The organism is Halobacillus salinarum (assembly GCF_022919095.1).
In the GTDB taxonomy this organism is placed as follows: domain Bacteria; phylum Bacillota; class Bacilli; order Bacillales; family Halobacillaceae; genus Halobacillus_B; species Halobacillus_B salinarum.
On record NZ_CP095073.1, the window covers coordinates 3,032,981 to 3,059,935 of the forward strand.

28 protein-coding genes are annotated in these 26,955 nt (G+C 39.8%); 5 read left to right on the plus strand and 23 right to left on the minus strand.

The window, feature by feature from the left end:
• Positions 1-526: 526 nt before the first annotated feature.
• The 8 genes from MUN89_RS15565 to MUN89_RS15600 form a co-directional block, all read right to left on the minus strand.
• Positions 527-838 carry a hypothetical protein gene (locus MUN89_RS15565; protein ID WP_244708687.1) on the minus strand — a complete coding sequence of 104 codons (312 nt, stop codon included), beginning with the start codon at positions 836-838 and terminating at the stop codon, positions 527-529.
• A 153-nt stretch (positions 839-991) separates the two neighbouring features.
• Complete coding sequence (locus MUN89_RS15570; protein WP_396266036.1) at positions 992-1,453, minus strand: GNAT family N-acetyltransferase; 462 nt, start codon at positions 1,451-1,453, stop codon at positions 992-994.
• Positions 1,454-1,550: 97 nt separating this feature from the next.
• The gene (locus MUN89_RS15575; RefSeq protein WP_244708689.1) at positions 1,551-1,901 is read right to left on the minus strand and encodes a DUF2200 domain-containing protein; all 351 of its coding nucleotides are present in this window, start codon (positions 1,899-1,901) and stop codon (positions 1,551-1,553) included.
• A 157-nt stretch (positions 1,902-2,058) separates the two neighbouring features.
• Positions 2,059-2,328, minus strand: coding sequence for a hypothetical protein (locus MUN89_RS15580; RefSeq protein WP_244708690.1), 270 nt, complete (start codon positions 2,326-2,328; stop codon positions 2,059-2,061).
• A 279-nt stretch (positions 2,329-2,607) separates the two neighbouring features.
• Positions 2,608-3,363, minus strand: coding sequence for a flagellar motor protein MotB (gene motB / locus MUN89_RS15585; protein ID WP_244708691.1), 756 nt, complete (start codon positions 3,361-3,363; stop codon positions 2,608-2,610).
• Positions 3,363-4,148 (minus strand): flagellar motor stator protein MotA, encoded by a 786-nt coding sequence (gene motA / locus MUN89_RS15590; RefSeq protein ID WP_244708692.1) that lies wholly within the window; start codon positions 4,146-4,148, stop codon positions 3,363-3,365. The genes motB and motA overlap by 1 nt, the downstream gene beginning before the upstream one ends.
• 807 nt (positions 4,149-4,955) lie before the next feature.
• Positions 4,956-5,111, minus strand: coding sequence for an aspartyl-phosphate phosphatase Spo0E family protein (locus MUN89_RS15595; RefSeq protein WP_244708693.1), 156 nt, complete (start codon positions 5,109-5,111; stop codon positions 4,956-4,958).
• Between the two features lie 129 nt (positions 5,112-5,240).
• Entirely contained in the window at positions 5,241-6,083 is an 843-nt protein-coding gene (locus tag MUN89_RS15600) for an N-acetylmuramoyl-L-alanine amidase family protein (RefSeq protein ID WP_244708694.1), read from the minus strand.
• Between the two features lie 311 nt (positions 6,084-6,394).
• On the opposite strand from MUN89_RS15600, the gene MUN89_RS15605 reads away from it, so the two are divergent.
• Positions 6,395-7,453, plus strand: a complete 1,059-nt coding sequence (locus MUN89_RS15605; RefSeq protein ID WP_244708695.1) for a tetratricopeptide repeat-containing glycosyltransferase family 2 protein — start codon at positions 6,395-6,397, stop codon at positions 7,451-7,453.
• 162 nt (positions 7,454-7,615) lie between these two features.
• Positions 7,616-8,359: an exosporium glycoprotein BclB-related protein gene (locus MUN89_RS15610; RefSeq protein WP_244708696.1), complete on the plus strand. Its 744-nt coding sequence runs from the start codon at positions 7,616-7,618 to the stop codon at positions 8,357-8,359.
• A gap of 289 nt (positions 8,360-8,648) precedes the next feature.
• Here MUN89_RS15610 and MUN89_RS15615 read toward each other — a convergent pair whose 3' ends face one another.
• Together MUN89_RS15615 and MUN89_RS15620 are read right to left on the minus strand one after the other, a co-directional pair.
• A complete protein-coding gene (locus MUN89_RS15615) occupies positions 8,649-9,449 on the minus strand; it encodes an SPOR domain-containing protein (protein ID WP_244708697.1) in 801 nt (266 codons plus the stop codon).
• A gap of 496 nt (positions 9,450-9,945) precedes the next feature.
• Positions 9,946-10,920 carry a hypothetical protein gene (locus MUN89_RS15620; protein ID WP_244708698.1) on the minus strand — a complete coding sequence of 325 codons (975 nt, stop codon included), beginning with the start codon at positions 10,918-10,920 and terminating at the stop codon, positions 9,946-9,948.
• A 201-nt stretch (positions 10,921-11,121) separates the two neighbouring features.
• On the opposite strand from MUN89_RS15620, the gene MUN89_RS15625 reads away from it, so the two are divergent.
• A complete protein-coding gene (locus tag MUN89_RS15625; RefSeq protein ID WP_244708699.1) occupies positions 11,122-11,304 on the plus strand; it encodes a carbon storage regulator in 183 nt (60 codons plus the stop codon).
• 70 nt (positions 11,305-11,374) lie between these two features.
• The gene (locus MUN89_RS15630) at positions 11,375-12,781 is read left to right on the plus strand and encodes a flagellin N-terminal helical domain-containing protein (protein WP_244708700.1); all 1,407 of its coding nucleotides are present in this window, start codon (positions 11,375-11,377) and stop codon (positions 12,779-12,781) included.
• Between the two features lie 141 nt (positions 12,782-12,922).
• Here the strand turns inward: MUN89_RS15630 and MUN89_RS15635 are convergent, their stop codons facing one another.
• Positions 12,923-14,038 carry a Ger(x)C family spore germination protein gene (locus tag MUN89_RS15635; RefSeq protein WP_244708701.1) on the minus strand — a complete coding sequence of 372 codons (1,116 nt, stop codon included), beginning with the start codon at positions 14,036-14,038 and terminating at the stop codon, positions 12,923-12,925.
• Between the two features lie 364 nt (positions 14,039-14,402).
• On the opposite strand from MUN89_RS15635, the gene MUN89_RS15640 reads away from it, so the two are divergent.
• Positions 14,403-14,603: a helix-turn-helix transcriptional regulator gene (locus MUN89_RS15640; RefSeq protein WP_244708702.1), complete on the plus strand. Its 201-nt coding sequence runs from the start codon at positions 14,403-14,405 to the stop codon at positions 14,601-14,603.
• A gap of 138 nt (positions 14,604-14,741) precedes the next feature.
• Here MUN89_RS15640 and MUN89_RS15645 read toward each other — a convergent pair whose 3' ends face one another.
• The 12 genes from MUN89_RS15645 to MUN89_RS15700 all read right to left on the minus strand — a co-directional run bounded on the left by MUN89_RS15645 (position 14,742) and on the right by MUN89_RS15700 (position 26,945).
• The gene (locus MUN89_RS15645) at positions 14,742-15,983 is read right to left on the minus strand and encodes a peptidoglycan-binding protein (protein ID WP_244708703.1); all 1,242 of its coding nucleotides are present in this window, start codon (positions 15,981-15,983) and stop codon (positions 14,742-14,744) included.
• 1 nt (position 15,984) lies between these two features.
• Positions 15,985-16,254, minus strand: a complete 270-nt coding sequence (locus tag MUN89_RS15650) for a holin (RefSeq protein ID WP_244708704.1) — start codon at positions 16,252-16,254, stop codon at positions 15,985-15,987.
• A gap of 12 nt (positions 16,255-16,266) precedes the next feature.
• Positions 16,267-16,563 (minus strand): hypothetical protein, encoded by a 297-nt coding sequence (locus MUN89_RS15655; RefSeq protein ID WP_244708705.1) that lies wholly within the window; start codon positions 16,561-16,563, stop codon positions 16,267-16,269.
• A 161-nt stretch (positions 16,564-16,724) separates the two neighbouring features.
• The gene (locus MUN89_RS15660; RefSeq protein ID WP_244708706.1) at positions 16,725-16,979 is read right to left on the minus strand and encodes a hypothetical protein; all 255 of its coding nucleotides are present in this window, start codon (positions 16,977-16,979) and stop codon (positions 16,725-16,727) included.
• 15 nt (positions 16,980-16,994) lie between these two features.
• Complete coding sequence (locus MUN89_RS15665) at positions 16,995-20,243, minus strand: phage tail spike protein (protein WP_244708707.1); 3,249 nt, start codon at positions 20,241-20,243, stop codon at positions 16,995-16,997.
• Complete coding sequence (locus MUN89_RS15670; protein WP_244708708.1) at positions 20,240-21,673, minus strand: distal tail protein Dit; 1,434 nt, start codon at positions 21,671-21,673, stop codon at positions 20,240-20,242. Before MUN89_RS15670 ends, MUN89_RS15665 begins: the two co-directional genes overlap by 4 nt.
• 4 nt (positions 21,674-21,677) lie before the next feature.
• Positions 21,678-24,200 carry a phage tail tape measure protein gene (locus tag MUN89_RS15675; RefSeq protein WP_244708709.1) on the minus strand — a complete coding sequence of 841 codons (2,523 nt, stop codon included), beginning with the start codon at positions 24,198-24,200 and terminating at the stop codon, positions 21,678-21,680.
• 199 nt (positions 24,201-24,399) lie between these two features.
• Entirely contained in the window at positions 24,400-24,831 is a 432-nt protein-coding gene (locus tag MUN89_RS15680) for a hypothetical protein (protein WP_244708710.1), read from the minus strand.
• Between the two features lie 65 nt (positions 24,832-24,896).
• Entirely contained in the window at positions 24,897-25,847 is a 951-nt protein-coding gene (locus MUN89_RS15685; protein WP_244708711.1) for a phage tail tube protein, read from the minus strand.
• 19 nt (positions 25,848-25,866) lie between these two features.
• Positions 25,867-26,073, minus strand: coding sequence for a hypothetical protein (locus tag MUN89_RS15690; RefSeq protein WP_244708712.1), 207 nt, complete (start codon positions 26,071-26,073; stop codon positions 25,867-25,869).
• Positions 26,074-26,079: 6 nt separating this feature from the next.
• Positions 26,080-26,526: a hypothetical protein gene (locus MUN89_RS15695; RefSeq protein WP_244708713.1), complete on the minus strand. Its 447-nt coding sequence runs from the start codon at positions 26,524-26,526 to the stop codon at positions 26,080-26,082.
• Positions 26,523-26,945, minus strand: coding sequence for an HK97 gp10 family phage protein (locus MUN89_RS15700; protein WP_244708714.1), 423 nt, complete (start codon positions 26,943-26,945; stop codon positions 26,523-26,525). The genes MUN89_RS15695 and MUN89_RS15700 overlap by 4 nt, the downstream gene beginning before the upstream one ends.
• Positions 26,946-26,955: the final 10 nt, after the last annotated feature.

Sequence of the window (26,955 nt, forward strand, 5' to 3'; positions counted from 1 at the left end):
TATTGGTCATGATTTTCTTATCTGAACGACAGAATATAAAAAAGAGTGCCCCATCATTTGAAATCCACTGAAAAAATGCTTGTTAATTTAGAAATGCTGTTAAAGTCTTCGTTAATACTCACGAATCGCTGGATGTTTGCCGCAGGCGTCACCACCGGGCACACATGGTGGAATCAACAGAGCCCAACCTAAAATGAGTGCTTTTCTTGTACAATGTAAGGAATACTAAAAGTCAGGGAGGCGAAGTTAGAACTTCGAATATCCATGAATTTGAGTCAATACGAGAAGGCTTTAAGATAGGGTTTCCCTAAGGATCACCTTCTAATATAAAATCAATGAGCTTCCAAGGGAGAAGGACGATAATCATGGTCAATATCATACGCATACTAGAGCTCATGAAAGGGGAAGAGTCGAAACGGCTGTCTCATAGTATAAAAAAGCCGAATTAGACGATTTTATCGTTCAATCCGGCTTCTATGTTAGGCATAACTCAATAAGTCAGCAATTATTCAGCGGCCGCTTTTATTCAAGACTCTTCTTGCAGTACATTCTTGTTCAATCGGCCTTTTGCCACTAGTAAAACATTATTCCCATTAGGTATAAAATCGACGGTTCCTAAACCATCATAAGTATTTCCTTGTTGATCAAACAGTCTTAAAGGCGTGTCATTGCCTTCTTGTTTATCTTTTTTATATAATTCTATGTTGTTCACACCCACCAGACTCACATTCCAGTTCTGTTCCGGATTGGCCTCATCAATAAGTATAAAGCCTTGCGAAAATGTTGTCTCGCTCTCACTTTTTAAATGGAGGACTTTTGCTAATCTGACATTCTTCATTTATTCCCTCCTCATTATTTAGTGCGGTTATAGAAGGTATTCCCTGTCGCTATTTATTTATTACTGTTTTCCAAATCTTCAGGAATTGAACACAACCATTTTCGTTCTTCATCAGTTGATTGTTTATCTTTATAGGTTTTAGAAAATGGATTGCTATGAATTCTTAAGGTTTTTAAATACGGTTTGTCGTGATTTTGCAAAACCATGTTTGTTGTAAAATTGCTCTGCTTGATTATTTTTTTCCCAATAATCCAATTCTACTTCGTTAACCCCTTTATCTTCTGCCAACTGATAAATGTGGTTTAACAAGTACGTTCCATAGCCCCTGCCCCTTTTTTCCTGATCAATACTAATTTGATGTATATATAATGATTGGAAAGATTTTTTGTAAGGGTAACGGTCATATTTTCTTGTCTCAACCCAAGCAAAACCAACCGTTTCTTCCTCATCTTCCAAAATAAGAAATTCAGCATTTACCTTATCCATTTGCTTTCTAAATAGTTCCTTTACAGCTTCCAGGTTATATTCCTGAAAAAAATCCGGATATAAAGAATGATGTAAATCATGGACAGGCTTATTTAATACCGCAATCAATTCATAATCTTCCGTTTCCACTACTCTCATCAAAATCCCTCAATTCCTCATTGTAATTGCTTTATAAAGCAAAGCACAATTTGAAGTTTTGAACCTCTTATTCTAAAACGAATAATGGTCAGGCACGCAAGATCTTCTCCATCGTTTTGCCTTTTGCTAACTCATCAATCAGCTTATCTAAATAGCGGATTTCCCTCATCGTTGGTTCTTCGATGTTTTCCACTCGTACACCGCAGACCACACCTTTGATCATGTTTCGTGAAGGATTCAACAGAGGTGCTTCTGCAAAAAAGTTTTCAAAAGCTGTCTGATTTTCCAGCTGCGCTTCCAACTCTTTCTGGCTGTAACCGGTCAACCAACGAATGATTTCATCGACTTCTGTTTTCGTACGGCCTTTTTTTTCAGCTTTCGTAACATAATGAGGATAGACACTTGCGAAACTCATTGAATAGATCTTATGTTTGGCCATGAGACAACATCCCTTTCATAGTGAATTGATTAGTTGTTACTAATATATCATTGTTCTAGGCTTTACTCATAAAACTTCTGCTTCCGTTAAGTGTAGTGATGCCTTAGTTCATTGCCGGCACTCGTATGACCAAAAAAAACACTCCTTTTTAGGAGTGTTAATCATAATCTTTTAATGACAGCCCCAGCTGTCTCACCTGATATTCCTCTTTTAAGTAAGCAATAAAATGATTCCAATTAGAAAAGCCACAATTCATTTGTATATAATTGTCCAGTTCAGCATCTTTTATAAATTGCAGTTCTTTATCGCATTTTTCTAACTTAATGGGGAGGCCCTCTCTAAACTCTTGAAAATCAATCCACTTGGTATGTGTTTGAAGAAATGTCGTGGTCAACAACTGATCTAGCGTCTGGAGTTTTCCATCCACTGATTTTCCTCCTTATTTTCGACCTGGTTCGACGATCTCCTTACTCATTCCCTAAATTCTTTTTAACAAACGTAAATTTAAGATACGGTTCCCTATGTTCAATTTAGATTTGCAAAATTTCATCTCTAATACACTGTCAGTAAGTGAACATCGTTTATGAAATAAAATCAAAAAATAATCCTGAGGAACAATAAAAAAGCTGTCAAAGCAGGAAAAGACCTGTAAACACACTGAGCACTCGCAGTAATAGAGCGTGCCCACTTCTACGAAACCATAAACTCAGCCTTCTTTAAGATTGGGAAGAATTAATACTTCGACTCTTCTATTTTTGGCCCTTCCCTCTTTCGTTTCATTGGAAGCAATTGGTTCAAACTCTCCTAACCCTCTTGCACTTAAATAACTTGGATCAAGGTCCTTATTTTCTAATAATACCTTCATAAAGTTAATAGATCGCATAACACTTAAATGCCAATTGTTATCAAATGCAGCATTCTTTATAGGCTGATTATCCGTATGACCACTGATTACAATTTTCCTTGGAGGATTAAATACAAGCATTTTGGATAATTCTCTCGCCACATGCTTGTCCTCTGATCGGACTTGAGCACTTCCAGAATCAAATAAAGCATTGTCTTGTAATGTAACTAATAAACCATCTTTAGTTAATTTCGTCTGCAGCAAATCTGTTAGTTCATTTTCCGTTATGTATTCATTTATTGTCTCCTGAAGTTTTTCCAGCTTTTCATGCTCGGCTGCTTGTTGGGTTTGACTTTCATGTTCTTTCTGGACGATTTCTTCTACATTTGTGGTCTTACTAAGACTATTGTTTTCAATGATCGACTCTCCACCATTAAGCACACTATTAAAAGAATTAGCAATAGCTTGGAATTTCTCTTTGTCAATGGTACTTGAAGCAAATAAGACGATAAATAAAGCGAGAAGCAGTGTTAAAATATCAGCATAAGGAACTAACCAGGATTCGTCCGTATGGTTGTCTTCATGGAGGCGGGACTTTCTTTTCTTTTTCCTTGCCATTAAATCTCCTCTTCCTTATCTAAAAATTCGCTGCGCTCTACAACCGTAAGATAGGTTGATAATTTTTGTTCAATGGTTCTTGGCGACTGACCTTCAAGAATGGATAGAACTCCTTCAATCATGACTTCCTTTACTTTTACTTCTAATTGAGATTTTCTTCTTAACTTATTTGCAAAGGGATGCCAAAGAACGTATCCTGTAAAAATCCCTAAGAATGTAGCTACAAAAGCTGCAGAGATCGCAATTCCTAATTCATCTGTATTATCCATGTGGCTTAAAGCAGCTATAAGACCTACAACAGCACCTAATACACCTAAAGTTGGCGCATAGGTTCCGGCCTGAGTAAAAATAGAAGCTCCAGCTTGATGACGGTCTTCCATCGCTTCAATTTCCTCTAGCATTACATCACGGACAAATTCCGCCTCCATACCGTCAATCGTCATTTTCATCCCATTTTTTAAAAAAGGATCTTCTGTCTCATTTAACTCCCTTTCTAAAGCAAGCAGTCCTTCCCTCCTTGCTGTGGATGCCCATTCAGAAAATAAAGGAATTAACTCTTGGATCGTATATGATTTATTTTCGGTGAACAGGATTCTAAAAAGTTTAGGAATTCGTTTCAATTCACTAGCAGGAAATGCAATGGTCACTGCAGCGATAGTTCCTAAAATAATGATCAAGATCGCTGCAGGATTAATGAGTGCTGATAAACTAACTCCTTTCAATATCATCCCCGCAAAAACAGCAATAACCCCTAGTATCACACCGATAATCGATGATTTATCCATAAAAAAACCACAACTTTCTCTCTATTTATTTAGATATTCAGTAGTTATATCGGTGCGAACAGCTGATGTTAAAAGGGTTTTGCATTGAATAAGGACTATCAACCTACGAGTCAATGGAATTCCAAAGGAGCTTCTTCCCGAGCCTTATAAAGACACACCCCCCGCTACTTCTCTAATAAAGGAAGACTGCCGCGTAAAATAAGCCGGAAAGCTTCTGGCTTTATGATTTAAATTTTACCAGGATAATATAAGCCTCAGACCTATGTTCAAAAGACCGATAATCAACTAGTACAAGGAACAAAATTTTTTAATAACTGTCTAATAAAAAAGAAATGACGCAGCCTCTATGTAAGAGAGAAACCGCGTCATTTCAACATTTTGTATAGATGATTCTGATTGGGCTCTAACGGGCAGTCCAATGTAATAAGCTATGGCAAACCAAACATTTATTCAGCTTTTATTATATAAATACCACGATCGAATCAATCGTGGAAATAACGATTACTTGTTAGAAAGTTTATTTCCCTTTTGACCACATTCAAGACATTGTGTCCAAAGAACATAGGCGGCCCTTTCCTCGAATTCTTTTGAATCAATGCTTACTATTTTTACTTCATGATGAAAGCAGTTGGTGCACCTATCCTGGACATGCTCTCCTACTTTATAAATAGACATAATTATCCTCCTGCACGTTTGTAAAATAAATGCCTGGAGAGTGATCAAGTCCCAAAGCTTTATCAGTATAACTAATAATTATCGATCCATCAACCGTTCGAAGCACATGGAATATACTGTAAGGTCTAGTTATTAATTATTCTTCATCTTTTCTAATTCATTTAATAAACGGTCTAGTTCTTGAGAAATTTTCAATAAGTCCTCATAATCCGCTGAAGTCTCATAAACTTCGTACATTTTCTCCCTTAAATCCTCTATTTGTCGATGGAGAGAACATTTGTTAACCATAACGTCTCCTTCTATTTACTATTGTGAACAGTTAGCTCTTCCCTGGTTTCGATTTGATAAACTTACTTATGACTTAAATTAAGGAAAAAAAATAAACGGGCCATAAGTTGTATGACCCCTCACCCAAATTTAGAGTTGATCCATATACATTTTCACTTTGTTAGCTGTTTCAAATCGATCTGGGCCTGACAGCACAGTGTACTTGTCTGCTTTCAACCCATCTGAATTTCCTCCTACAACAATCAACTCACTTGCTACTTGGGTTTTCGAAGCTACTGCACGGGTGTATATCGGCAAGTCAATACGATCTGCCAAAATTTCCGCCACAGGGAAATCAACGAAAGAATTAATCACTACCGCAGCTTTAAGCAATTCTTCTCCCTCCTCAGGGACATATTCCACTCCAAAATAATCACAAATTCCTTTCGCGTGTTCAATAGCTACTTCTTTTTGAAAATCTTTATCTATCATGAGAAGTGCTTCCAATTTATTATCCATAAAGCCGTTTTCAGTTAAGATCGCTATCATATTCGTCTCGCGAAGGACATGAAAATCTTCTTCAAATATTCCTCTAAAATTTTGCGGGGTTCCTCGTCTTAAATATTTTGCTACAGATGCTGCTAACTTACCTGCTTCCTTATTTTTATGACCTGGATACACATAAACTTCAATACCACTAGGATTTGAGCCACTGAATGAACCATCATAAGCGTTGTAATGGATAGCAATATATGCATCTGCTTTTCTGCTATTAGCTAAGTTTGTCCTTGTCTTTAATGGAGTATCCTCATCAGTTGGGGCAACCAATAATGTATTAAACCCGCAACGTTCCAGCTCTGTTTTGAGGTACTTTACAACTTCCTTATTGAATTCATTCTCCTGAATTGACCGACCTATCTCAGGAATATAAGGGGTTCTCTTGCCAGGAGTATTTTTACCATGCCCATCGTCTAAAGCAATAAGTTTAGGCAAGATATTCGCCTCTTTCTCTTTATTTAGAAGATATTTAATCTCCTTCTTTATTAAATGCTATCCGTTAGTAAAGGAGTGTGTGTTCTTACTAGACCCATTAAAAATGGTCTGAATTAAAGATAAATTCATTTTACTTAAATAACATCCCGAACTAGGCAGGATTTTGATCTCCTATGTTTCGTTGTTTTCAAATTTAGAAGTTATTTACAGTACTGTTTTTATAACAACGTATAGGGACTAGCAGCATGTTCATACATTTGAAGTAAGATCTTCCTGAGGAGGGAACTGTGATGGCCACTATAAGCGTATGCATGATTGTAAAAGATGAAGAGGAGAATCTTACTCGATGTCTTGAATCCATCCATCATTTAGTGGATGAAATTATTATAGTGGATACAGGATCGACGGATAAAACTAAAGAAACAGCTGAGAAATTCACATCAAAAATATTTGATTTTATATGGGTGGATGACTTCTCAAAAGCCCGTAATTTTTCTTTCAATAAAGCCTCTAAAGACTATATATTCTGGCTTGATGCTGACGATATCCTATTAGAAGAAGACCACGATAAATTCGCCCTCTTAAAAAATGAACTACAAGACGAAATTGATGCTGTATCCATGCCTTATTTATTAGCTGCTGATGAAAATAACACTGTCTCGCACAGTGTTAGAAGAAACAGAGTAGTTAAGAGAAGCAATCATTTTAAGTGGCATGGAGCCGTACACGAATATTTGGAGGTAGGAGGAAATATTAAAGCAAGCGACATTCGTATTAAGCATTGTAAAGAGGTGTCAGGGCTAAGCAATAGAAATATTAAAATTTATGAAAAAATGCTATCAGAGGGGAAAGAATTTACACCAAGAGATATGTATTATTACGCAAATGAATGTTATGACCACAACAATTTATCTACCGCAATTGATTACTATAATAAATTTTTAGATACGAACAGAGGGTGGGAAGAGGATGTTATTGCTTCATATGGGAAAATTGCGGATTGCTACATTCATTTAAATGACTATGAATCAGCAATTGACCACATTCTTGAGTCCTTTAAAATTGATATCCCCCGTGCAGAGCAATGCTGCAGGCTGGGTTATATCTTTCTAAACAGAGGAGCAATTGAACAAGCCATTTATTGGTATAAACAAGCCGCTGCATCAGACTATGAAAGAGATAAGCAAAAAGGCGGTTTCATCAATGCGAACTGTTATACTTGGCTGCCCCATTTACAGTTATGTGTTTGTTATGACCTGCTTAACGATCATAAAAAAGCCTATTATCACAATAGTTTGGCTAAAAAATACAACCCTAACGAATTGTCTATTCTGCACAATGAAAAATATTTAAATACTCTTTTGAACTAGCAGGAAAAGAGATCTGCTGCTTTCCAACAATTATGTAGTTCATTTAATTAATTGACAAAAAAAGCCAAGATATCCTAATATCTATGATTTTAGTCCAAACTATTTCTTTCCCTTCTTAATAAACTACTCTTGTTAAGAAGAAATTTAGAAAGGAAAGAATAGATGAAAAAGAAAAAATATAATATCAACCAAGTTCCGGTTGATATTCAAGCTGTCGGGAGCAGAGCTAATTTTAGACCCAGTAATTGCTGCGGTCCCGGGATTTCAGCTGTAACTCCTACCGGTACAACAGGGCCTACGGGACCGACTGGCGCAACTGGGGCTACCGGGGCTACTGGAGCAACTGGACCAACCGGACCTACGGGACCAACCGGTTTACCAGGAGCAGGGTCTATTATCCCTTACGCTTCAGGATTACCAGTGGCTTTGACTACTGTATTAGATGGAACTGTAGGAACGACCAGCCTAGTTGGATTCGGAAGTAGTGTTACAGGGGTAACACTATTAGGAAGTGGACAAATTGATTTGACAGGTGCAGGTGGCACACTCCTCAACTTTGCTTTTTCAGTCCCTCGAGATGGAGTAATTGCATCTATGGAGGCATTTTTTAGTGCCACGGCTTCGGTGACCTTACTTGGGGATACAACTATTCAAGCACAGTTATACCGATCACCTGACCCGTCTACGAATATCTTTGATCCAATTCCAGAAACTTTAGTAACTTTATCTCCAGATTTAACCGCACCAGTAACACTTGGCGATATCGCAAGTGGTTCGCTCACTGGGCTCTCCGTGGACGTAGCTCAAGGAGACCGTCTGCTTATGGTATTTTCTGCGACGGTTGAAGGAGAAGTTTTAGCTGGTACTGTTCTTGGTTATGCCAGCGCAGGAGTTTCAATTAATTAAAATTAATTCACCTCTTAAATAATGGGCCGTCTAAAAATGACGGCTTTTTTATCGCAAAAGATCACTTTAACTTCTAATATTCTATATTATTGGAACTTAACATGAACGGACTAGGATAGAAATTGAAAGAAACAATAGTTATTGACGTGCTTGGTCAACAATACTCCCCTACTTTCAAATGAGACGATTCATCAAGGAAGTTCAATGTGTTACTGTTAGTAAAGCCAATACATTCTAATTAAAAAAAAGCAGGTCCGAAAATTTCGCCTGCTTTTTATTCAATACTGGCCTATAAATCGTGTAGAACATTTTCCAGAGATTTAATTATATCTTTCATCTGTCTTATCGCATGAGTTACATTCCGCTTATAAACCGAGAGGATTTTCTCTCCATAATCGGCCCCCGGCACTGCCCACTTCCCATTCAGCTGCGTCCAATGTAAAGCACTTCCTCTAGAGACAAGGGCAAAGCGAGGATCCACCTTACTATAACCTTTAGGAATGGAAGCTTTTGAGGCATACGCATATAAATGTTGAATATGTGCATGCACACCCAATTCCGGACTGCTAAAGCTTGCACCGGAGCTGCCAGGACCGGTTGCACCTATACCAGCAAAATTATTTTGGTCTTCATGTACAAGACCTGTAAACCGAAAGTAATTCGTTTCATGGATCGCTTGGGCAAAAGCAATATCTGCCCTTACACCATAAACTCTCCCGTAAAAGATGTAATATTCCCCAAGTTCAGGTGATTGAGGATTCACTGTTTTTGCAAACTCGTCAAGCTGATGCGCAAGTAACGACGTATTACCTACGATGGATATCCCTTCTTTTGGGGGCACTGGTGTAGGAGCTTGTTCGCCTTCTTCTACAATAAATCCACCACTAATTCCATTCCGCTTCAGCTTATCCACTTGTAACTCTGCATTCTCTTTGGATGAAAAAGCACCTGCCTGCACTCTATAATAGCGGGTACTCGAAATTGTAGTCGGGACAATAAATGAATCTATTCCTTTACTTGATAGAAAATGAACACGCTTCTCTGCATTATCCCGGTTCCTAAAGGAACCTGCAATAACTTTGTATAACAATTTCATTCTCTCCTTAAACCATATACTCTATCCTATGCTATTAAGGTAGGAATGCATGGACACATTTTTAATATTATTCAATCTGGAAGTGATATAGAAATGTTGCCCTGCGAAGATTGGACGAAGTTTTTTACAACGAAAAGGAGTTTATTGGATTTCGTCAATAATTCGTCAACAAATGCCTAAAATAAAAGAAATGACGCGGCCTCTCCGTGGATGAGAAACCGCGCCATTCCGGCACTTTGTATGGATGATTCCGATTGGGCTCGAACCAACGACCTCCACCCTGTCAAGGTGAATGACTGTTTATGACCTTATATGAACTTCCCTTAAGAAAGCCTATCAAACCAACTTCCGTTCAGCATCTTTATGATGTAATTTAGTTAAAAATTAATAATTTCGGTCCATTTGGTCCACAAATGGTCCACATTTCAGCTTATAACAGAACTTAGATTTTTCCGAGCCTGGAGAGCAAAACCATAAAATACTTCTATGATTACATATTATTATAGATATAACCGGTATTAGGATCTACAGCATACCATCCCCATGTTGCGGTATGACCTTCTTTCGTTTCGGGATTATCAATAACAATCTCATACACATGGTACACCCAATCACCGTTTTCATTATTAAGTTCATATTCGACAACTACATTAGGGTTCTCAATAGGAACTTGAGCGTATGCTACTACATTCGCCTTTGCTTGCTCTTTCGTTAATTTAGTTGACTTTGTGCTATCCGTTTTATTTTCTGAAGTTTCCTTTCCTTCACTTCCATTGGTCTTTTCGTCAGCTTGCTTTTGCTCTTCTTTCTCCTTAGCTTTTTTTGCGGCTTCTTGCTCAGCTTTTCTTTTAGCTTCTGCTTCCGCTGCTAAACGCTGCTCCTCAGCTTCTTTCTGCTCTTTTGCTTTTTGCTCTTTATCGTAAGCTTCTTTACTGTCTTCCAATCTTGTTAATGCTTCGGTGATTTTTTTATGTAAGGAATTTTTGTTAGGATGGTCCGTTTTCTCATTACTTAAGTTTGTAAGTAAATCTATCCCTTTTGTATATTTATTTTCTTCAGCATAAGAATTGGCGTCCTCTATTGTTTTTTGGACAGAACTTTCTTCCATAATCCAATCAATGATTTTTTCTTGTTGTTGACTTGAATATCGTTTAATCACAGAAATTTCTTTTAGATTATTTTCATTAGCTGTCTTAGTGATATCTCCATATAACAGTTTAGCTGACTCTAGGTCACCTTCTTCTTCAGTTTCTATTGCGTATAGTAACGACTCTAAATTATTTTGTATTTCTTTTGCTTCTTTCGTTTCCTTTATCTCTAGAACTTCACTTAATTTCACATTGGCTTTATCAAACTTTTGATCCTCTAATAATTTCTCGAAGTCTTCCATCCCTTCATTATATGCTTGGGTATTGCACCCGCACAGAATAAATAAAAATAAAATACCAAATATCCGTCTTTTCATTTACATCCTCCTATTTTACTAAAAACATTAGATAACACCCAAAAACATTTTACTACACAAGCAGGATATTTTTTCCTTATTAGGTATTTTTCAAAAAATTCTTTTACTTCCTGGTTTTTTTCATTATTTTTTTATTTTTACTAAAGGTCCATGGAAAGTGGCCGATAAACTAAATAAGCACATCAGGGAGGATGAAAGACCATGGCTCTTATTCTAGGAAGAAAGCTTGGGGAAAAAATATTTATACAAGATCAGCAAGGCAATGAAATGGAGATCGAAATTGTAAAAGCAAAAAGTGGAAGTCATCTTCGGTTATCCATTGAGGCACCAAAAGAATTTAACATCATTAGAGGAGAACTAAAAGAAGGTAATAGCTCTACATAAGAGTTGTTATAGATGGCAAGGCAAATGGACGTGTCTTGTTAAAATTCAAATCACACGGAGGTAGTTAGAAATGAGAATTAATCACAACATCGCAGCCTTAAACACTTATCGTCAATTAGGGCAAGCGAACAACGCGCAGTCTAAGTCAATGGAGAAGTTGTCTTCAGGTATGAGAATCAACAGAGCAGGAGACGACGCTGCAGGTCTTGCAATTTCAGAAAAAATGCGTGGCCAAATTAGAGGTCTTGACCAAGCTCAACGTAACTCTCAAGATGGAATTTCTCTTATCCAAACAGCAGAAGGTGCATTAAACGAAACTCACAGCATCCTTCAACGTATGCGTGAACTTTCTGTTCAATCTTCCAACGACACTGCTACAGACGCTGACCGTAAAGAAATGCAAAAAGAAATCAGTCAGTTGAAAGACGAAATTGATCGTATCTCAAATGACACTGAATTTAACACTAAGAAATTACTTAACGGTAGTGTAGGAAATACAGCTACAGTTGGCACGGACAACTTGAACCTGGGAAGCGTAAAAATTTCAGATTCTAGCATTAAATCCGATACCTTCACAGTAACTGGTACTAACCCCGCTTCAGTTGGGGCTGACGTAAAAACAAATACTACTGGTTATGCTGCCGGAGATATTGATACCACTGACAACACTACGATTTCTGGTTTAGAACTTGGCGATTACACATTAGAGGTAAAAGCAACAGCTACCTCTGGAAAATTTGATGTTTCTTTGAAAAATGAAGATGGTGTAGAAGTAGCAAGTGCTGCTGGACTTGACACAGCTACTGGTGGAGCACTTACAGGTACTACTCCAGACGGAACTGCAACTAAATTTACTTTGGGTGGAAATGGCGCTATAACCGAAGGTAAAATGGAGTTTAATTTAAACGCTACTTACGCTGCTAATGACTTTAGTGTTACTTCAACTAGTGGTACAGATTACACTAACAGTGGAAGTCTTAAAATCACTGATAACAACTTTGAAGCTGGTGGGTTTGAGTTCAATATGACAGTAGATACTGCTCTTGCTACAGCTGGTAATACTTCTACTATTACAACTGAAAATAACGCTTTAAACATGCACATTGGCTCAAATGAAGGTCAAACTATGCAAGTGGACATTAACAACATGGATACCTCATCTTTAGGTGTTGCTGCTATTGATGTTACTACTCAAGCTGGTGCTGAAAGTGCTATTACACAAATCAATGATGCTATCGAGAATGTTTCTTCTGAACGTTCTAAACTAGGTGCTTTCCAAAACCGCCTAGAGCATACAATTAATAACCTTGGAACATCTTCTGAAAACCTAACTGCTGCGGAATCTCGTATCCGTGACGTAGATATGGCTAAAGAAATGATGAACCAAACAAAAGAATCAATTTTGGCCCAAGCTTCTCAAGCAATGCTTGCAAAAGCTAACCAACAGCCACAAGGTGTCCTTCAATTACTACGTTAATAAATTTAAAGCCCGTCCAATTTGGGACGGGCTTTTCTTTGTTTGCAACTTATTGAGAATAAAGTGATTTTCAGTTCTATTCCCTCCTTTCATATAAAATGAATTTTATCCATTTTACCAAAAGGAGTGTGAAATGTTGTTTTACTTAATAATTCCGGTTTCAACGAGGTGCACCTTTACCTCTGGAACAATTTCAATATGAGAAAATTCCTTATCCCAATTAATTTGCTCCCATATTTCAGGGTAATAAGCTCTTATTCTGCTACCTATTCCAAAAACATCACTGTTTGCGTCCTGAACCACTTTTATTACCTCTTCAGCATCCTTTGTAATATTATTCGAAAGCTTTCTATTTACTTTCTCAATTTTTTTATAATTAAATAGTGAATTTTTTGGATACTCTAACACACGGGCTGTTAAATTCAATTTTAATTTCACCTTAATTTTAGTTCCTTCATTTTCTATCTTTAATTTTTGATTTGATTTCATTACGTTGATGGAAATGTAATTTAATAATCGTATTTTTTCATTCTCATTAATTTTTGTGGTAATACTTGCATGATCTCCACGCTTACCACTCAGTAGCAATATTAGCTGAGCTTGGTCAGGTGTTAAATTGACTCCTGTGTACGAATCACCATGGAAGAGAGCCAATCCTTTATATTTAATTAATTGTGACTCCGACAATACCGTAAGATAAGGGATTGCAAAATCCACCCCTGGTGATAAAGCATCTCTCGCTACCATTTGCATATTCATATCAGTTGCATGTGTTGATTTAATGGCAGACTCCAAAAGATCATCAATGTATTTATTAATTCTAGGCTCTAAGGTTTCTTTTAACCCTAGCGCTTCACTAGCCTTACCTTCAACTATGGCCAACTTGCATTGTAAGTTATTCCTAGGATTCCGATAAAATTCATCTAATATTAGAGCAATCCCCTTTTTTGCTAATTGATCTCCAAAGAGCATAACCTGAACCTTTGAAGGATCAAATTCACGTGAAATTTTATAATTAATTTCATCTCGAGCTGCTAACACATTAGTACCGGGAGAAGAAATCAATTGACTAGACTCTTGCATTCCGCCATCTCCCCCTCTTTGAACACTTTGAACCGTAACAGTCTCAACCAAGTTGTCATTCTCGCCAATATCTATAGCCTTCGCCAAGACAAGGTTTATATCTTTATATTGTCTTTGATCCCAACATCCCGTTAAAAAAATTAAAGATAAGATCATCGTTAAAATTTTTTCCAAAAGAACTACTCCTTTACTATCCCGATGATCAATAAAAAATTAAAGAATATTTTGTGAAGATAAAAAACGTCCTTACAGTTCTTACTGATTATTTTAATGTAAATTGGGGAAATTATACTTTTTGTAATCCTTAAGTAAACAAATACGTCAAAAAGACTCTAGTGTTAACTAGAGCCTCCTCACCATCCTATACCTTAAAACTCTGCGTCTCTGTGTCTTACGTTCTCTATCTAATTCTGATGGCTTGAGTCTAATGTACCATTCATTCAAATTTTGTAAATACTTTTTTCCACCATTACATAAAATTTACATTAATTTATTGTATAATATTCCTACATGACTTGAGGAGGATAGAAAGGAAATAATGTACATAAAGAGCAATTTTAAGCAAGTATTGCTTACCAGAGGAATAAGTCAGACTGAATTAGGAAAAGAACTTAATGTATCTCCCCAGCAAATGAATAATTGGGTTAATGGAAGGACAAAACCAAGGATTGAAACATTATTTTACATAGCATCATTATTAGAGTGCAAAGTTGATGAGCTTTATAAATTAGTGAAATAAAGCATGTGAAGTTAATTCGCAAAATAGTATTTTTTATGTAGGCTAGATTAAATGAAATTGCAAAAATAGGAGAGAAAAACCCCCGCTCTAATGAACGGGGGCTCTTTGGGTAGTTACTGGAAGTTGTGGTCCAGCTCGCTAATTATAATGTTTCTCTAAATAATCGTCAACTTCTGATGCAGTTTTAAGTCGACTTTTACCAGAGAGAAGGGTAATTTTACCTGCTTTCAAACCTTCTTTGTCTCCACCCACCACATAAAGATGGTCAGCAACTTGTACTTTCTTTGCAACATAACGAGTGTACACTCCTGTTTCTAAACGATTAGCTAACATTTCTCCCACCCCATAATCCGCAGCACTATTAATAACTACAGCCACTTCCGGCATTTCATCTTCCTCCTTTACTGGTTTATGATCACTAACGTAAACAGTCCAACCAAATTCATTTCTTAGCCACTCAGCATAAAACTCGACCACGTTCTTTCCAATAAAGTGACCGGTCATCACTCTGTTCTCATGGTTGATATCTAGAATCCAACCTTTGTATTTCTTTATCTTCTTAATTGCTGCTTGTGCGTCTTGGTGGTTTTCGAATGGTCCTGTATAGATATACCAATAATTTTTGTCTTCCGGTTTAGGTGGTTTTAAGGAGAGTGCTTCCTCTAAAGCATCTCTCGTTTTTGGCCCAGCCACCCCATCGACTTCAAGGTGATGATCTTTCTGAAAAGCCTTCAAAGCATTTAAAGTCTTTTCTCCAAAATCTCCGTCTGCTCCGTATTTAGGAAGAGCGTAACCAAGTTTTATGAGCATTTGTTGTAGTTTCTTAATCTGATAGCCGGTTTCCCCTTCTTCAAGAATGCCATCATCAGGCACAGGTACATCCACTTCTAATAGACTTTTTGATGGTCGCTTTCCCTTCTGGAGATCCTTCCACGTTAATGAACCCGTAAGCTGCAGGTGAGGACGATCCGGGAATGAGGTCCAGTCGCCTCCCCACGTAAATCCTTTATGCTTGGCTAATTCCACTACACGCATCCAGTCATCATTCACGTTCCAAATGCTGTCCTGACCATCATAACTGGTTAAAAAGAAATCTACGGCAAACCCATAATTATGGACACTCTCTCCAGGCTCAGCATTTGTCACGATTTTTCCACTACTACCATAATGTTTGCCATGCCACTTATAACTTGGCCGTCCCTTTCCATATAATTGGGCCTGCTCTTCAAAACTACGAAAGCCACTGGAAATTTGCATTTGGATGCCTTCATCATACGCTTGCCGCTGAACATCTAGAATTTTTTCTTTCACAGCTTTATGGACTTTTCCCATAGCCCGAATAGACCGGTTCTTTAACTCCTGTAAACGGACACGACTCATTCTAAAGATCCTCCTTAGTGATTCCCTCACGTTTGTTTAAAGCTAATTCGAATAAACCGGTTGCTGACAATCCCGCTAGTCCACCAGCCCACAGGCGAAGGATTAATCCGAAGTCTGTAAAAGGTGTTGCAGCTGCTCCTACGACTAAGCCAATCACCAAACTAAATAAAGGGACATAATTCTTAGGAAAAGTAATCGTCCTTTTCCCCACTTCAACTAAAGCCGTAATGATGGGAGCTAACACAGTGGCAAATAAGATCACATCTTTCATCTAAATTCCTCCTTAAGAAATCCCAAATGTCAGTAGAAAGTACACAATTTGCAAAACAAAAGCGCCCCCTACTGTAATGAGCGCATAAATGATTCGTCTGTTATTATCGATAATATTTTGGATATCCTTCTCATTTTCAATGGAGCGATTGTTCGCTTCGTCAGCTGTGTTCTTGGTATTTTCAACGGTCTTCTTATTATCAGTCACTTGCTTTAAATCGCCTTTTAGTTCCGCAATCGAAAGTTTCACATCAAGTAAAAGATTCATAAACTCTTTCACCTCTTCCACCTTCTCCTTATCATCAGACATCCTGGACCCCCTAACGTGTAACTTAAAAATCGTATCGTATAGAAGCTGCCTGTTTTGCTACCCCTTTCAGGTGGCCGGGTGCTTCGGCACCTTATTTTTATGAAGATTTATCGTAGAAACAACGAACATCTTCACCTCCTTAAAGGCATAAAAAATACGCCTTACTTGGCGCTGGTTGTCTTCGACTTATGCTTTTCTTTCCTGACTTCTCTATTTTTATTTTCTTTTTGTTCTTCCTGCGATTTATAATTTCCTAACTCCGTACGCAGTCCTTCCACTTTTTCTTCTAATTCCTCGCAATAATCAATCAACGCTTGCTTGGTTGCTGTGAGAACCGCATTTTCTTGCTCTAATGCTCCTATCTTTCCTGACATAATTGCCTGCACTTGTTCGAAACTATATTTTAATTCTTTCACTTCGCTAGATCTCCTTTATGAAAAGATTAATCCTACTTTATCGGCAACTTGATTAAGTTTATCCTTAATGGATTGGATCTCCTCAGTATATTCTCCATAAAACTCCTGGCTGCCTTTAACCAAGCTATTAATCAGGTTCGATTGATTGATGCCTCCTAAGAAGGACCCATCCGATTCAGCTTCTTTCACGACTTCGGGGAACGTTTCTTTTGTCCGCTCATAACTGATTCCAATCTTTCCTTTACTAGGGCTGTTCTTATAATCATACTTCAACACTTCCAACTGCAGAAGCTTTTGGAGAACCGATCCCATGGGCTCGATATTTTCTTTGATCTTCTCACTAGAACCAACAACGAAATCGTCAGCTGTAAAGACACCGTAGGCGGAATCATAACCATTTCTAGATTGAACTTGTGGTGTCTTAGAACTTGAACCAGCAAGCAATTTGAGAGCTGTACGATTTCCTGCGTCAATCACTCGGTGATAATTATCGTCTTCCGCTACATATAAGTGGAATGCTTGCTCTCCACTTATATAGATGTTTTGGTATCCATTTCCCACTTGGTAGTAATTTTGGGAATCTGCTTGCATTCTCGGTGTGCCTCCTGCAGTATCGATTCTCGTACCGTTTGAGAACCCGATAATGTCTCCCCCTTCAATGCCTACCGTTGGCGCGTAAAGTCTTAACACGTTATTCGCATAGATATTCATTTCTTGAACCCCAGCGCTTGGAGCATACGTTGAAGTGATTTTTCCAACATAATCACCGCTAGAATCTTTATGGAAGAATATCGACTTTTCAGCCGCTTCCGGTTGATACTCACTCATATAAATATTACTTCCGACATTCAGATTGGTAGAGACATCGATTTCAGTTTCAGAGGTGATCTTACCACCGACGATGCTTACCCCTCGAATCTCTCCGGCCATGATCGACTCAGCCACTACTCCATCCCCTGTAATTGATGTCACATAGCTTTGTCCTCCATTATTGGAAACGCCGATTCCGCCACTGGAAATTTGCACGACCTTATTCGTGTTACTTGGATTAATGGCAACAAGCGTACCGCCTACCCAGTAAAAGTGTGAGCTAGCTCTAATGGTATTCGTCGCAACATCGATCTCGCCTTTGAGCCGGCTTGTATTCATCGTTCCGTCAGAATTAATATAGCCTGCTCGATCCCATTTGCTCTTATTGCTATCGACAGTACTTTTCGCAGAGCTTCCACGACTTGCTTGATTTTTAATCGTGCCTGCGCTGGTACCTCCAACATAGTTTGTGTCATTAGCAGTATTACTGCCTGTCACATCGGCACCATGCTGCCTAACCGCTTTTCCTGAACCTGTCTGAACATCACTTGCCGTATTTTCTCCCGTAACGTCAGCACCTTTGGAAGCTGGTTCCAGGTCATCCACGCTTTTTCCTGACAGATATTTCACCACATGATTTTCTCGATCAATATTGCTGTTGCTATTTAAATCATCGTCCGCTTTTTTCCCAGCGCTCGCATTATCACGTACAGTGGATGCATTCGTGCCTCCAACTTTTGAAGTATCCTTCGAGGTGTTTTCGCCTGTCACATCCGCTCCTTTGGAAGCCGGTTCTAGATCATCCAACATCTTTCCTGAGATATAAGAAATAACCCCTTGTTCTCGATCAAAGTTAGAGTTATTGGATAAATCGGTGTCTGCTTGCTTCCCCGCATGAGCGTTATCTCGGACGATACTTGCTCCTGTTCCTGCTACATTGGAGGTATCTTTCGAGGTGTTATCGCCTGTGACGTCAGCACCAATAGCAGCAGGTTTTAGGCTCTCCAGGGTAGACAAATCCGCATAACGAATCTCATCAGCCCCTGTTGGTGTCGCTTTCACCCATCGATCCAACGAGAAATCGAACCGCTTAAGGATGTTTGGCTCCTGGCTCGTATCGATCCATAATTTTGTCTTGTCACTAGGTGCCGAACTGCCTTTATGTGTTTCCTTCTCGGCTTCCACTTCGCCCGCATGAATCGGTGTAGCTCTTACCCATCGGGATCCATTAAAGGTTTTAATGACATTGGGCTCGACAGAAGTATCGATCCATATCACGTCTGTATCCTCGGGCTCAGTTGGAGATTCCATTCGTTTTTTCTCTGCATAGTTATAAAGCTGTTCTTGTCCAATTTTGCCTAAAAGCTTTTTCTGGATGGATTTTAAAACGCCTTGAAAGTCTTCTCTGGAGTATTTCATATAATCGCCCAGCTTCGAATGCTTTTTCTTCGGCTTATTCAAGTCACGCTTGATGGTTAAGACTCTGGCTTCTAAATACAAAGCAGGACGATAGGAGGTGTCTTTAACTCGGATCGTATCTCCACGCAAGACTTCCTCAAATACATAGCGAAGGGAGTCCTCAACGGACACATGATCAACTTCATATTGAACAGCCGCATTGATTCGTTTGTTTAGCTCTGTCCGGCCAATCGTTCTTAATCGTGATTCAGTCAATTCTTCCTTATCCGTTTCAGGACGGTGGATATCCCAAAGATGATCACCTGTACGCGACCACCGTTGGCGGGCCTCCTCGTCTTTCACTTCGACAGTGATCGGATCGCCTCCGTCGCTCGGTTCGGGTCCGATCACCAGTAAGGCGGTGACAATTTCTGCTCCCTTTTCTATCTGCCGCACTCCGATTAAATCCTTGCCTAACTCGATTTCTTTTCCTCGCCATTCTCCTATCCTTTTCACTAAATCGACGTAACGCCCTATCACTCTATGGTCGTTGACAACAACTCGGAAACGAATTTCTAAATCGAATATACGAGCTATAGTAAGAAGCAAATCATAAGGATTGGTGAAATCGTCTATGACGATATCATCAACTTCTTTTGATTCGATCCTGCCTCGTTTCCATTCAGAGCCCGACAAAGCAAAATCAACACCTTGAGATGGATTATACTCGCTCAAGGTCTGCGGCTTAATTATATTTCCTTTTCTTATATCCAGATAGGAGGCGGTGGTCTTAACACTCTTATTTCCTCGAAACTTTCGATTTTCATCGATTAAGAACTCATGATACCAGGGGCCTTCTTCGGATGGAATGAGACAACGGTAACGGCTGGTTAAGTATTCTCCTTCATCATACTTAGCCATGAAGTTAAGCTTGTCTGTATCCATGCCGTATTCGTGAATGGCATCCCAAAACTTCTGCTCTTTGCCCTTCTTGTTGTTAAGCACATGAACGATCTCATCATTTTGGCTGTCAAGAATATGAATTGGTATCGTCATAATCGTTTCTCCTTATATCTCACCATTGTTGATAAAGAACTTGCTGGAAAAATATAAAGATTGTTATCCCCTGGATGAAATGAGAAAAAATCTGCAGCAAAATTCTTTAACCGCTTTTGATTTTCTCCATTAATGGTGATCGTACTGTTCTCGTGGTCAATGCGGATCACATCGTCTTTCTTTGCGATCACAGGCACTTTATTTGTCGCTTCGGCCACAAGTTTATGCACCTTGATATCATGAATAAAAGCTCGATCGACTTCAGGATAACCGCCCGTTTTGGCAATGTGGATTTGGAGAGCATTTAATTCAACGAGAAAAGCATCGTCGGTAATCTCAATTTCAGGACTATTCATGCGGTTGGCTGGTGTCCCATCGTCTAAGATTTCCCCGATTTGCGCTTTCAGCTTATTCCCATCTCGACGCAGCCAAAGCTTTCCGTGGAATTGGTTATAACTGCGCCTTTGATACCCTTCTCCTTTGACGAGCATATCTCCGTTATCTAAGTCACCGATTCTTACCTCGCCAATTCCATCATCAATAGTGGCATAAATCTCTTTCATGGCTAGTTTTCCTAGCACCTTTCCATTTGTACCGATTAAATAAAGCTCCGTTCTTCCAATTTCCTCAGGGCTAGAAGCTTTGAGAGTAAAAATGACTTCTACTCTGAAATCCTGAACAGGGTTATCTAAATCTCTTCGTAAAGCTGGACCATGCCACTCACTACCGTTTCCATAATTTTCAACCGTAAAGAGTTTTCCATCGGAAATGAAATGTCCGGTCAGTTCTCCCCCATCTACTGAAACAAGGTTATCCGTTGTCCACAGCCCTAGATCATCCATCACATCATGAAGAACAATAGGATCTGGATCATACGTGACTTCATCAGGGGTTTGGTCTCGACCGATCATCATAAACTCTTTTTCATCAGTCGCTATCTGAATGAAAGTAATATCTTCCTGAGCCACAAACTCGAAAATAGGATCGGTTGGATATGATCCGTCATAGACGATGTTTACTGCGGAATTATCCTCGATATCGACAGGGATTTCATCACTATATTTAAAAGGGTCTTCTCGAAAAAAGACAATTGTGGATTCACTCGTAGCTACGATTTGTTCATCTTCTTTCGACTGTTCAGGCATCCCGTAATAGGTGTAGCCAGGTTCATCAGGAAAGACGATCCCCTTCGGACCATCTACCGATAAAACTTTATTGATTTCGTCGATGTTTTTTCGTAATTCCTCAGGACTATCGCCAGCGATCACGACATCGACTTCGAGGTTTTTGGCTGGAATCTTCACATCTTCAATAAGAGCACCGTTGGCCCCTTCTATCTCTAGCGTTTCTAGCTCATATTGTGTCAGCCCCCTCCCTCGAATACCTGTCACATCGAGGATGGAGGACATATCTGTTTGATTAAAAATCATTCCATCACCCTCCATTAAACCTTCTCAAATCAAAGTCCTGTTTCTCTTGCGTTTCTGTAATGTCTTCAACAAACGCCTCAAAATCATTCATGCCTAACCGCAAGAATAGCTGTAACGGTTGTCTTGGTTGTTGAGAGGTCGTTCCTCCATTAGATATGAAGCCACCTAGTAACCGTTCCAATTCATCCGCAATAATGCCTCGGATCATTTTTTGTGGAGCAACGATCTCAGGATTCCCTCTCCCTGCGTCACCGACTTGGGCAATCGTCGGTTTTTTGACGACCCCACCAGTCGCTAGATGAGGAATGTTCGGCAGATTCGGAAAGGACAATGAACCGCCTCCCATCCCGCCAATGCCAGGGACCCAATCCGGAATAGTTGGAATGGAAATGCTTATGCCACTAATGGAATTCAACATCCCATTAATAGCGTCAACGACGGTGTTTATGGCCCCTTTTATGGATCCGACTATCCCATTCCAAATACGACTGGTTGTACTTGATACGCTATTCCACACTCCAGCGATCATACGACCGATACCATTGAAGATGCTGGAAGCCGATGAGCTTAAGCCATTCCATAATCCTGTCATGAAAGACTTGATACTGGTCCATACATTCCGAACCGTGCCCCATATGGAATCCCATGCGGAACTTAAAGAGGATTCTAATCCTTGAAATACCGTTATTGCGATTTTCCAAATATTGTTCCATATGGAACTTACAAAGTTAGAAATGGTTGTCCATACACTTCTAACTGTTGACCAAATACCATTCCAAATGGCGGATAAGAATGACTCTATGCCTCTAAAAACACCCGTCGCAATCGCATTAATCTTATTCCATAGCGAAGTTAAAAAAGTTACCACGCTATTCCATACGTTCATGATCTTCATCCAAATGTCATTCCATACACCGACGAAAAAGCTGACCATTGAATTAAAAGTATTGGTTGCAATCACCTTAATGGCTGTCCAAATTCCTGATAAATAGGTCAGCGCTTTATTCCAAACTGCCTTAATCGTTGTCCATATGACCGCCCAGGTATTCGATAAGAACTGGCCAATGGCCGTAAATACGGTTATCGCCGTACTCTTTATCCATTGCCAGCTTTTCACGAGGAAAGCACTGACGGTATCCCAGTTTTTCCATAGCAAAATAATAACAGCGATTAACGCTGCTATTCCTGCGACGATCCACGTAATCGGATTCGCCAGTAATGCGGTTGTAAAACCCCATGTAGCACTTGCGGCCGTTGCTATGGCTGGCCCTAATTTCGCAAACAGGCCGGTAATTCCCAAACCTTTCATGGCAAGCATTCCTGTACCGACGGCTGAGAAGCCCTGGGCTGCTACATTCAACGTCGGTCCCATATTCTCTAGGGGTCCAGCCACTTTTCCTAAAATAGAACGACCAAAACTTTCTAACTTACTCGAAGCTGTGTCATATTTGGCACCTAAATGGTCAATAGCCTTATCAGAATCAATGACTTTCTGATTGGCTAAGTCCAACGCTTCTCCGACTTTACCGCTCGTATCTTCCCACATGGAGCCAAACAACCCCACTCCTGCCTGATTACGTGCTTGATTATCCATATCATTCAGGTGAGAAACAACATCTTGCGTGACTTTAGCAGCTGCGTCTCCACCTTTAGCAAAGTCACTTTGCCAAGTGTCAATAAGTTTTTGTGCTTCCTTATCTGTATCCGTCATGGTTTCAGCGACTTTTAATAGAGCTTTATTATCAGGTTCTTGGAGTTTGATCCCAAACTCGTTAACCGCATCAGCCATCTTATCCGTATCTTTGACACCAGCTTTCATCCCCGCTTGGATGATTGCAATCATTTCTTGGCCATCGGCACCGATCCTCTGAAAAGAAGGAGAATATTCGTTTACAGTATCCAGCCAATCTTCTGCGCCTTTATCAATTTGCTGGTATCCTGCTGCGATATTATTAAGGGCTTTTGAAAAAGAAATATCCATACTTTGAGAGTTGGCACGGGCAGCATTGATCACTTCATTAAAGTCTTGGTCGTAAGCATCAGCGACTTTAAAAACATCCTGGGTCATGCCTTGAAGAGCTTTTCCCTGTGCTCCTGTCAGCTGGTTTAAACGTCCCACAGCGCTTGTAGCTTCTCCTACACTTCCAGCAAAGTTATTGGAGAAAACATCTACACCGATCCCTCTTAATTTTTCTGCTTCTTCTCTTGTGGTTCCCAGTTGCGCTTGCAAATCAGCAGCTGATCCCTCGATATCTGCCATGAACCCAGTTGCGGCTCCTGTGGCTGCTCCTCCTGCGATGGCTCCTAAATCAATATCTCCTAAAGCATTCTCCGTTTCTTGCGCGGTGCTTTGTAAGTCATTTAATTGACTTTGAGCTTGAGAGGTATCGATATCTACATCAGGAATGGATTGAACCGAAGATTCCACTTGGCTCATCGCTCGGTTAGCGGCTCGACTCACATCCTGAAAAGTGCCAGATGCATCGTCGATCCCTCGAACTGCTATTTCAACATTGTTTCGAGCCATGTTTCATCATCTCCTACGCCTACCTCGTGAGGAACGCTGCGCATGTATGCGTCTTTGTTGGCGTTCCTGTTCCTTCTTTTGCTCGGCATCAAGCTCGTTTTTCTGATGGATGAGGATTTGTTCCTGCAAAGGGGACATCTTCGGAATATCCAGCGGTGAAATGCCGCATTCCTTTACAAGAAAATAGAAGTTACGGCTCTCATCCCTCGTCGCTGGGCGTATCCTCACCTTCGCTAAATCCTTTGACTTCCTCAGGATTAGAAATGCCTGAGATCTGTTTCACTCGCTCCGCGATTTCCTTGACCAACTTTCGTGGGAACTCGGATTTAACCACCTCGTAAGTGATTGATTCGTCCGTCGTTCCGTAAGCCACCGCAAGATAGTTCGATTCCTGCTGCCCTCGGAAGTTCTCTTTCATGTTCAGATCCACATTCCTGGTCATTTTTCCTTTTAATCCAGGCTTCATTTTGACGTACACCCCTTCATTAGAAGGAGTTTGAACCTTTGTCGCTTCTTCGTTGTCCAAAGCACGGATTTCCAGCTCAAACATTTCTCCATTAAATTCAAGGTCCTTCATTGTTTCTGTATAACTTTTTCCTTGCAGTACACCTGCAGTTAACTTTTTAGCCAATGCAATTCCTCCTGTTCTGAATACCAAAAAAGACCAAGTTCCGTCACTTGGTCTTCCCCTGTTCGTTATGCGCCTGTGCTATATTCAGCTTTATCATTCGTGAGACTCACAAGGATCGGCCCCTCCTGATTGGTTGGATCAAATAAAGCACGTGCCGTCAGTTCTTGCTGAATAGCATCTCTTCCTTCTACCCCTTGATTGGAAGAAGTATAAATCATACGTGGAAAAGAGATATCATAGTTTTCTCCGATATGAAGGGTGTAACCAAATTCGGAAATTGTATCTGTACTCGGTTCAGTATCTCCACCCCAAAATTGGGTAAGTTGATCTGTATTTTCAAAATCCAAGGTTAGGTCTAAATTGACAACCATGGATCCCATAAATGCTTTTGTTGGGAAGCGTGAGCCAACACCTTGAGAATCCTCAACATTTGCCCCTGTTTCCACACTTAAAGATAAGGAGCTTACATCAGGGGAAACGTCGCTTCCATCCCGATCAAGAGTAACCATGGGAGCCGTAAAAACATTGCCTTCAGTGAACGTTTGTTCTTCCAAGGTTCCATGCTTATCTTTCGCTCCTAATGTATTGACTGTCATGAGTGCCCATTCGTTTTCGACTTCAAGTTCGATACTTTCGATCACGTTTCCTAAGAAAATATGAGCAAAGATATCCTTGCCTACTTTCGCAGAAAACGAGGTCATGGTCGAGCCACGCTTCGGAGTAAACTCATGTGTATAGGGAGTGGATCCATCTCCTGTGACGTTATAACCTCCTAGTGCCCATTTCCAGAACCAACCGCTCGCTAAATCATCAACCGGAAGGGTAATGGACCCTGACGTCGAATACACCCCGACTTGGGCAAGACGATCTAAGCCGCTCATCCCTTCGTAAATCAGTTTATCGTCATCTTCGGAATCAATATCGACCGTTTCTGGATCAAGTGTTTCTGCATAGGTGCTGGCTTCTTCTCCATAATTGGCTTCCTCACCAATCTGTAAATAACGTGTAATCGCCATGAATGACTCACCTCCTGTTTTACTTCTTAGATTTTAATTCACTGGGAGCTAAGGACGATTCATAATCATTGGCGGTGCCTGAATCATTATCGAGTTTTTGAAGCAACGCTTGTAATTCATCACGTAACATGTTGAGGTCATCCACGTTGCCCTTTAAGAATTCCTCCAGCTTCGCTAAACCATTACCGCCTTCGCCTTTTCCTATATTCTTTGGTAGTTGTGACATCCTGCATTACTCCTTTTTCTGAATTCGAAATGTCATTTGAATGGATGACCAATACACCTGCGTGGAATTGCCAGCTTCATAGGTTGGATCGACTCTAGTTGGAAGAGTATCGGAAACACTCCCGCCTTGGGTTCGGTCTTTCATCAGCACATCATAAATTGATAGAACAATCTCCTGCGCCTTTTTTAAGCCTTTCTCTGGTTCGAATTCTTTCACCAAAACTACAATGTCAAAAGGCATATCATGCTGCGTTCGATGTCCACCTATTATTTTTGGTGTATAGGGAGATGGAGTAACCCAAACAGCCGGGAGCTGCATGTTTCCGATTTTCATTTTCTGGCCAAAAATTACATCTTGAATTTCGGTTAGATCTTCGTGATTTTCAATCGTGTCTAGCAAGGTTTCTCTTGCTTGCTGATAAATTGCTGCAATACCTTCACTTGATTTCATCATGATAAGCCCTCTCTTGATAAAGCAGTGTAAACAAATTCTTCAATACGAGATTCAGCTTTTGCGATGGATCCCTCGATGTAATGCGTGCCAGTGATCCCTGGATGCATCACTTCTTTCGCGTAAATCACTTGGCCACCGACCACAAAACGTAAGACTTCTGCTTGTCTTGGATAAATCATGTAAGGATCGGATCCATCGTTTTGAACAGCCGCATATTCTACGGAAGTTCCTACGATGAATAATCGTTCACCTTGTTGCTGCAGGTGCCATGACCCTGCTAAACGGCCATGATTTTGTGGGGAAAACTCCATGAGGTTACCCCATACCTCTTGACCAAGTAAGCTTGTGGAAGTATTTAAAGCACGACGAATCTTAGGAACCAGCTGCCGTAATTCATTAAAATCAATCTCAGCCCTCACGTTTTAACAC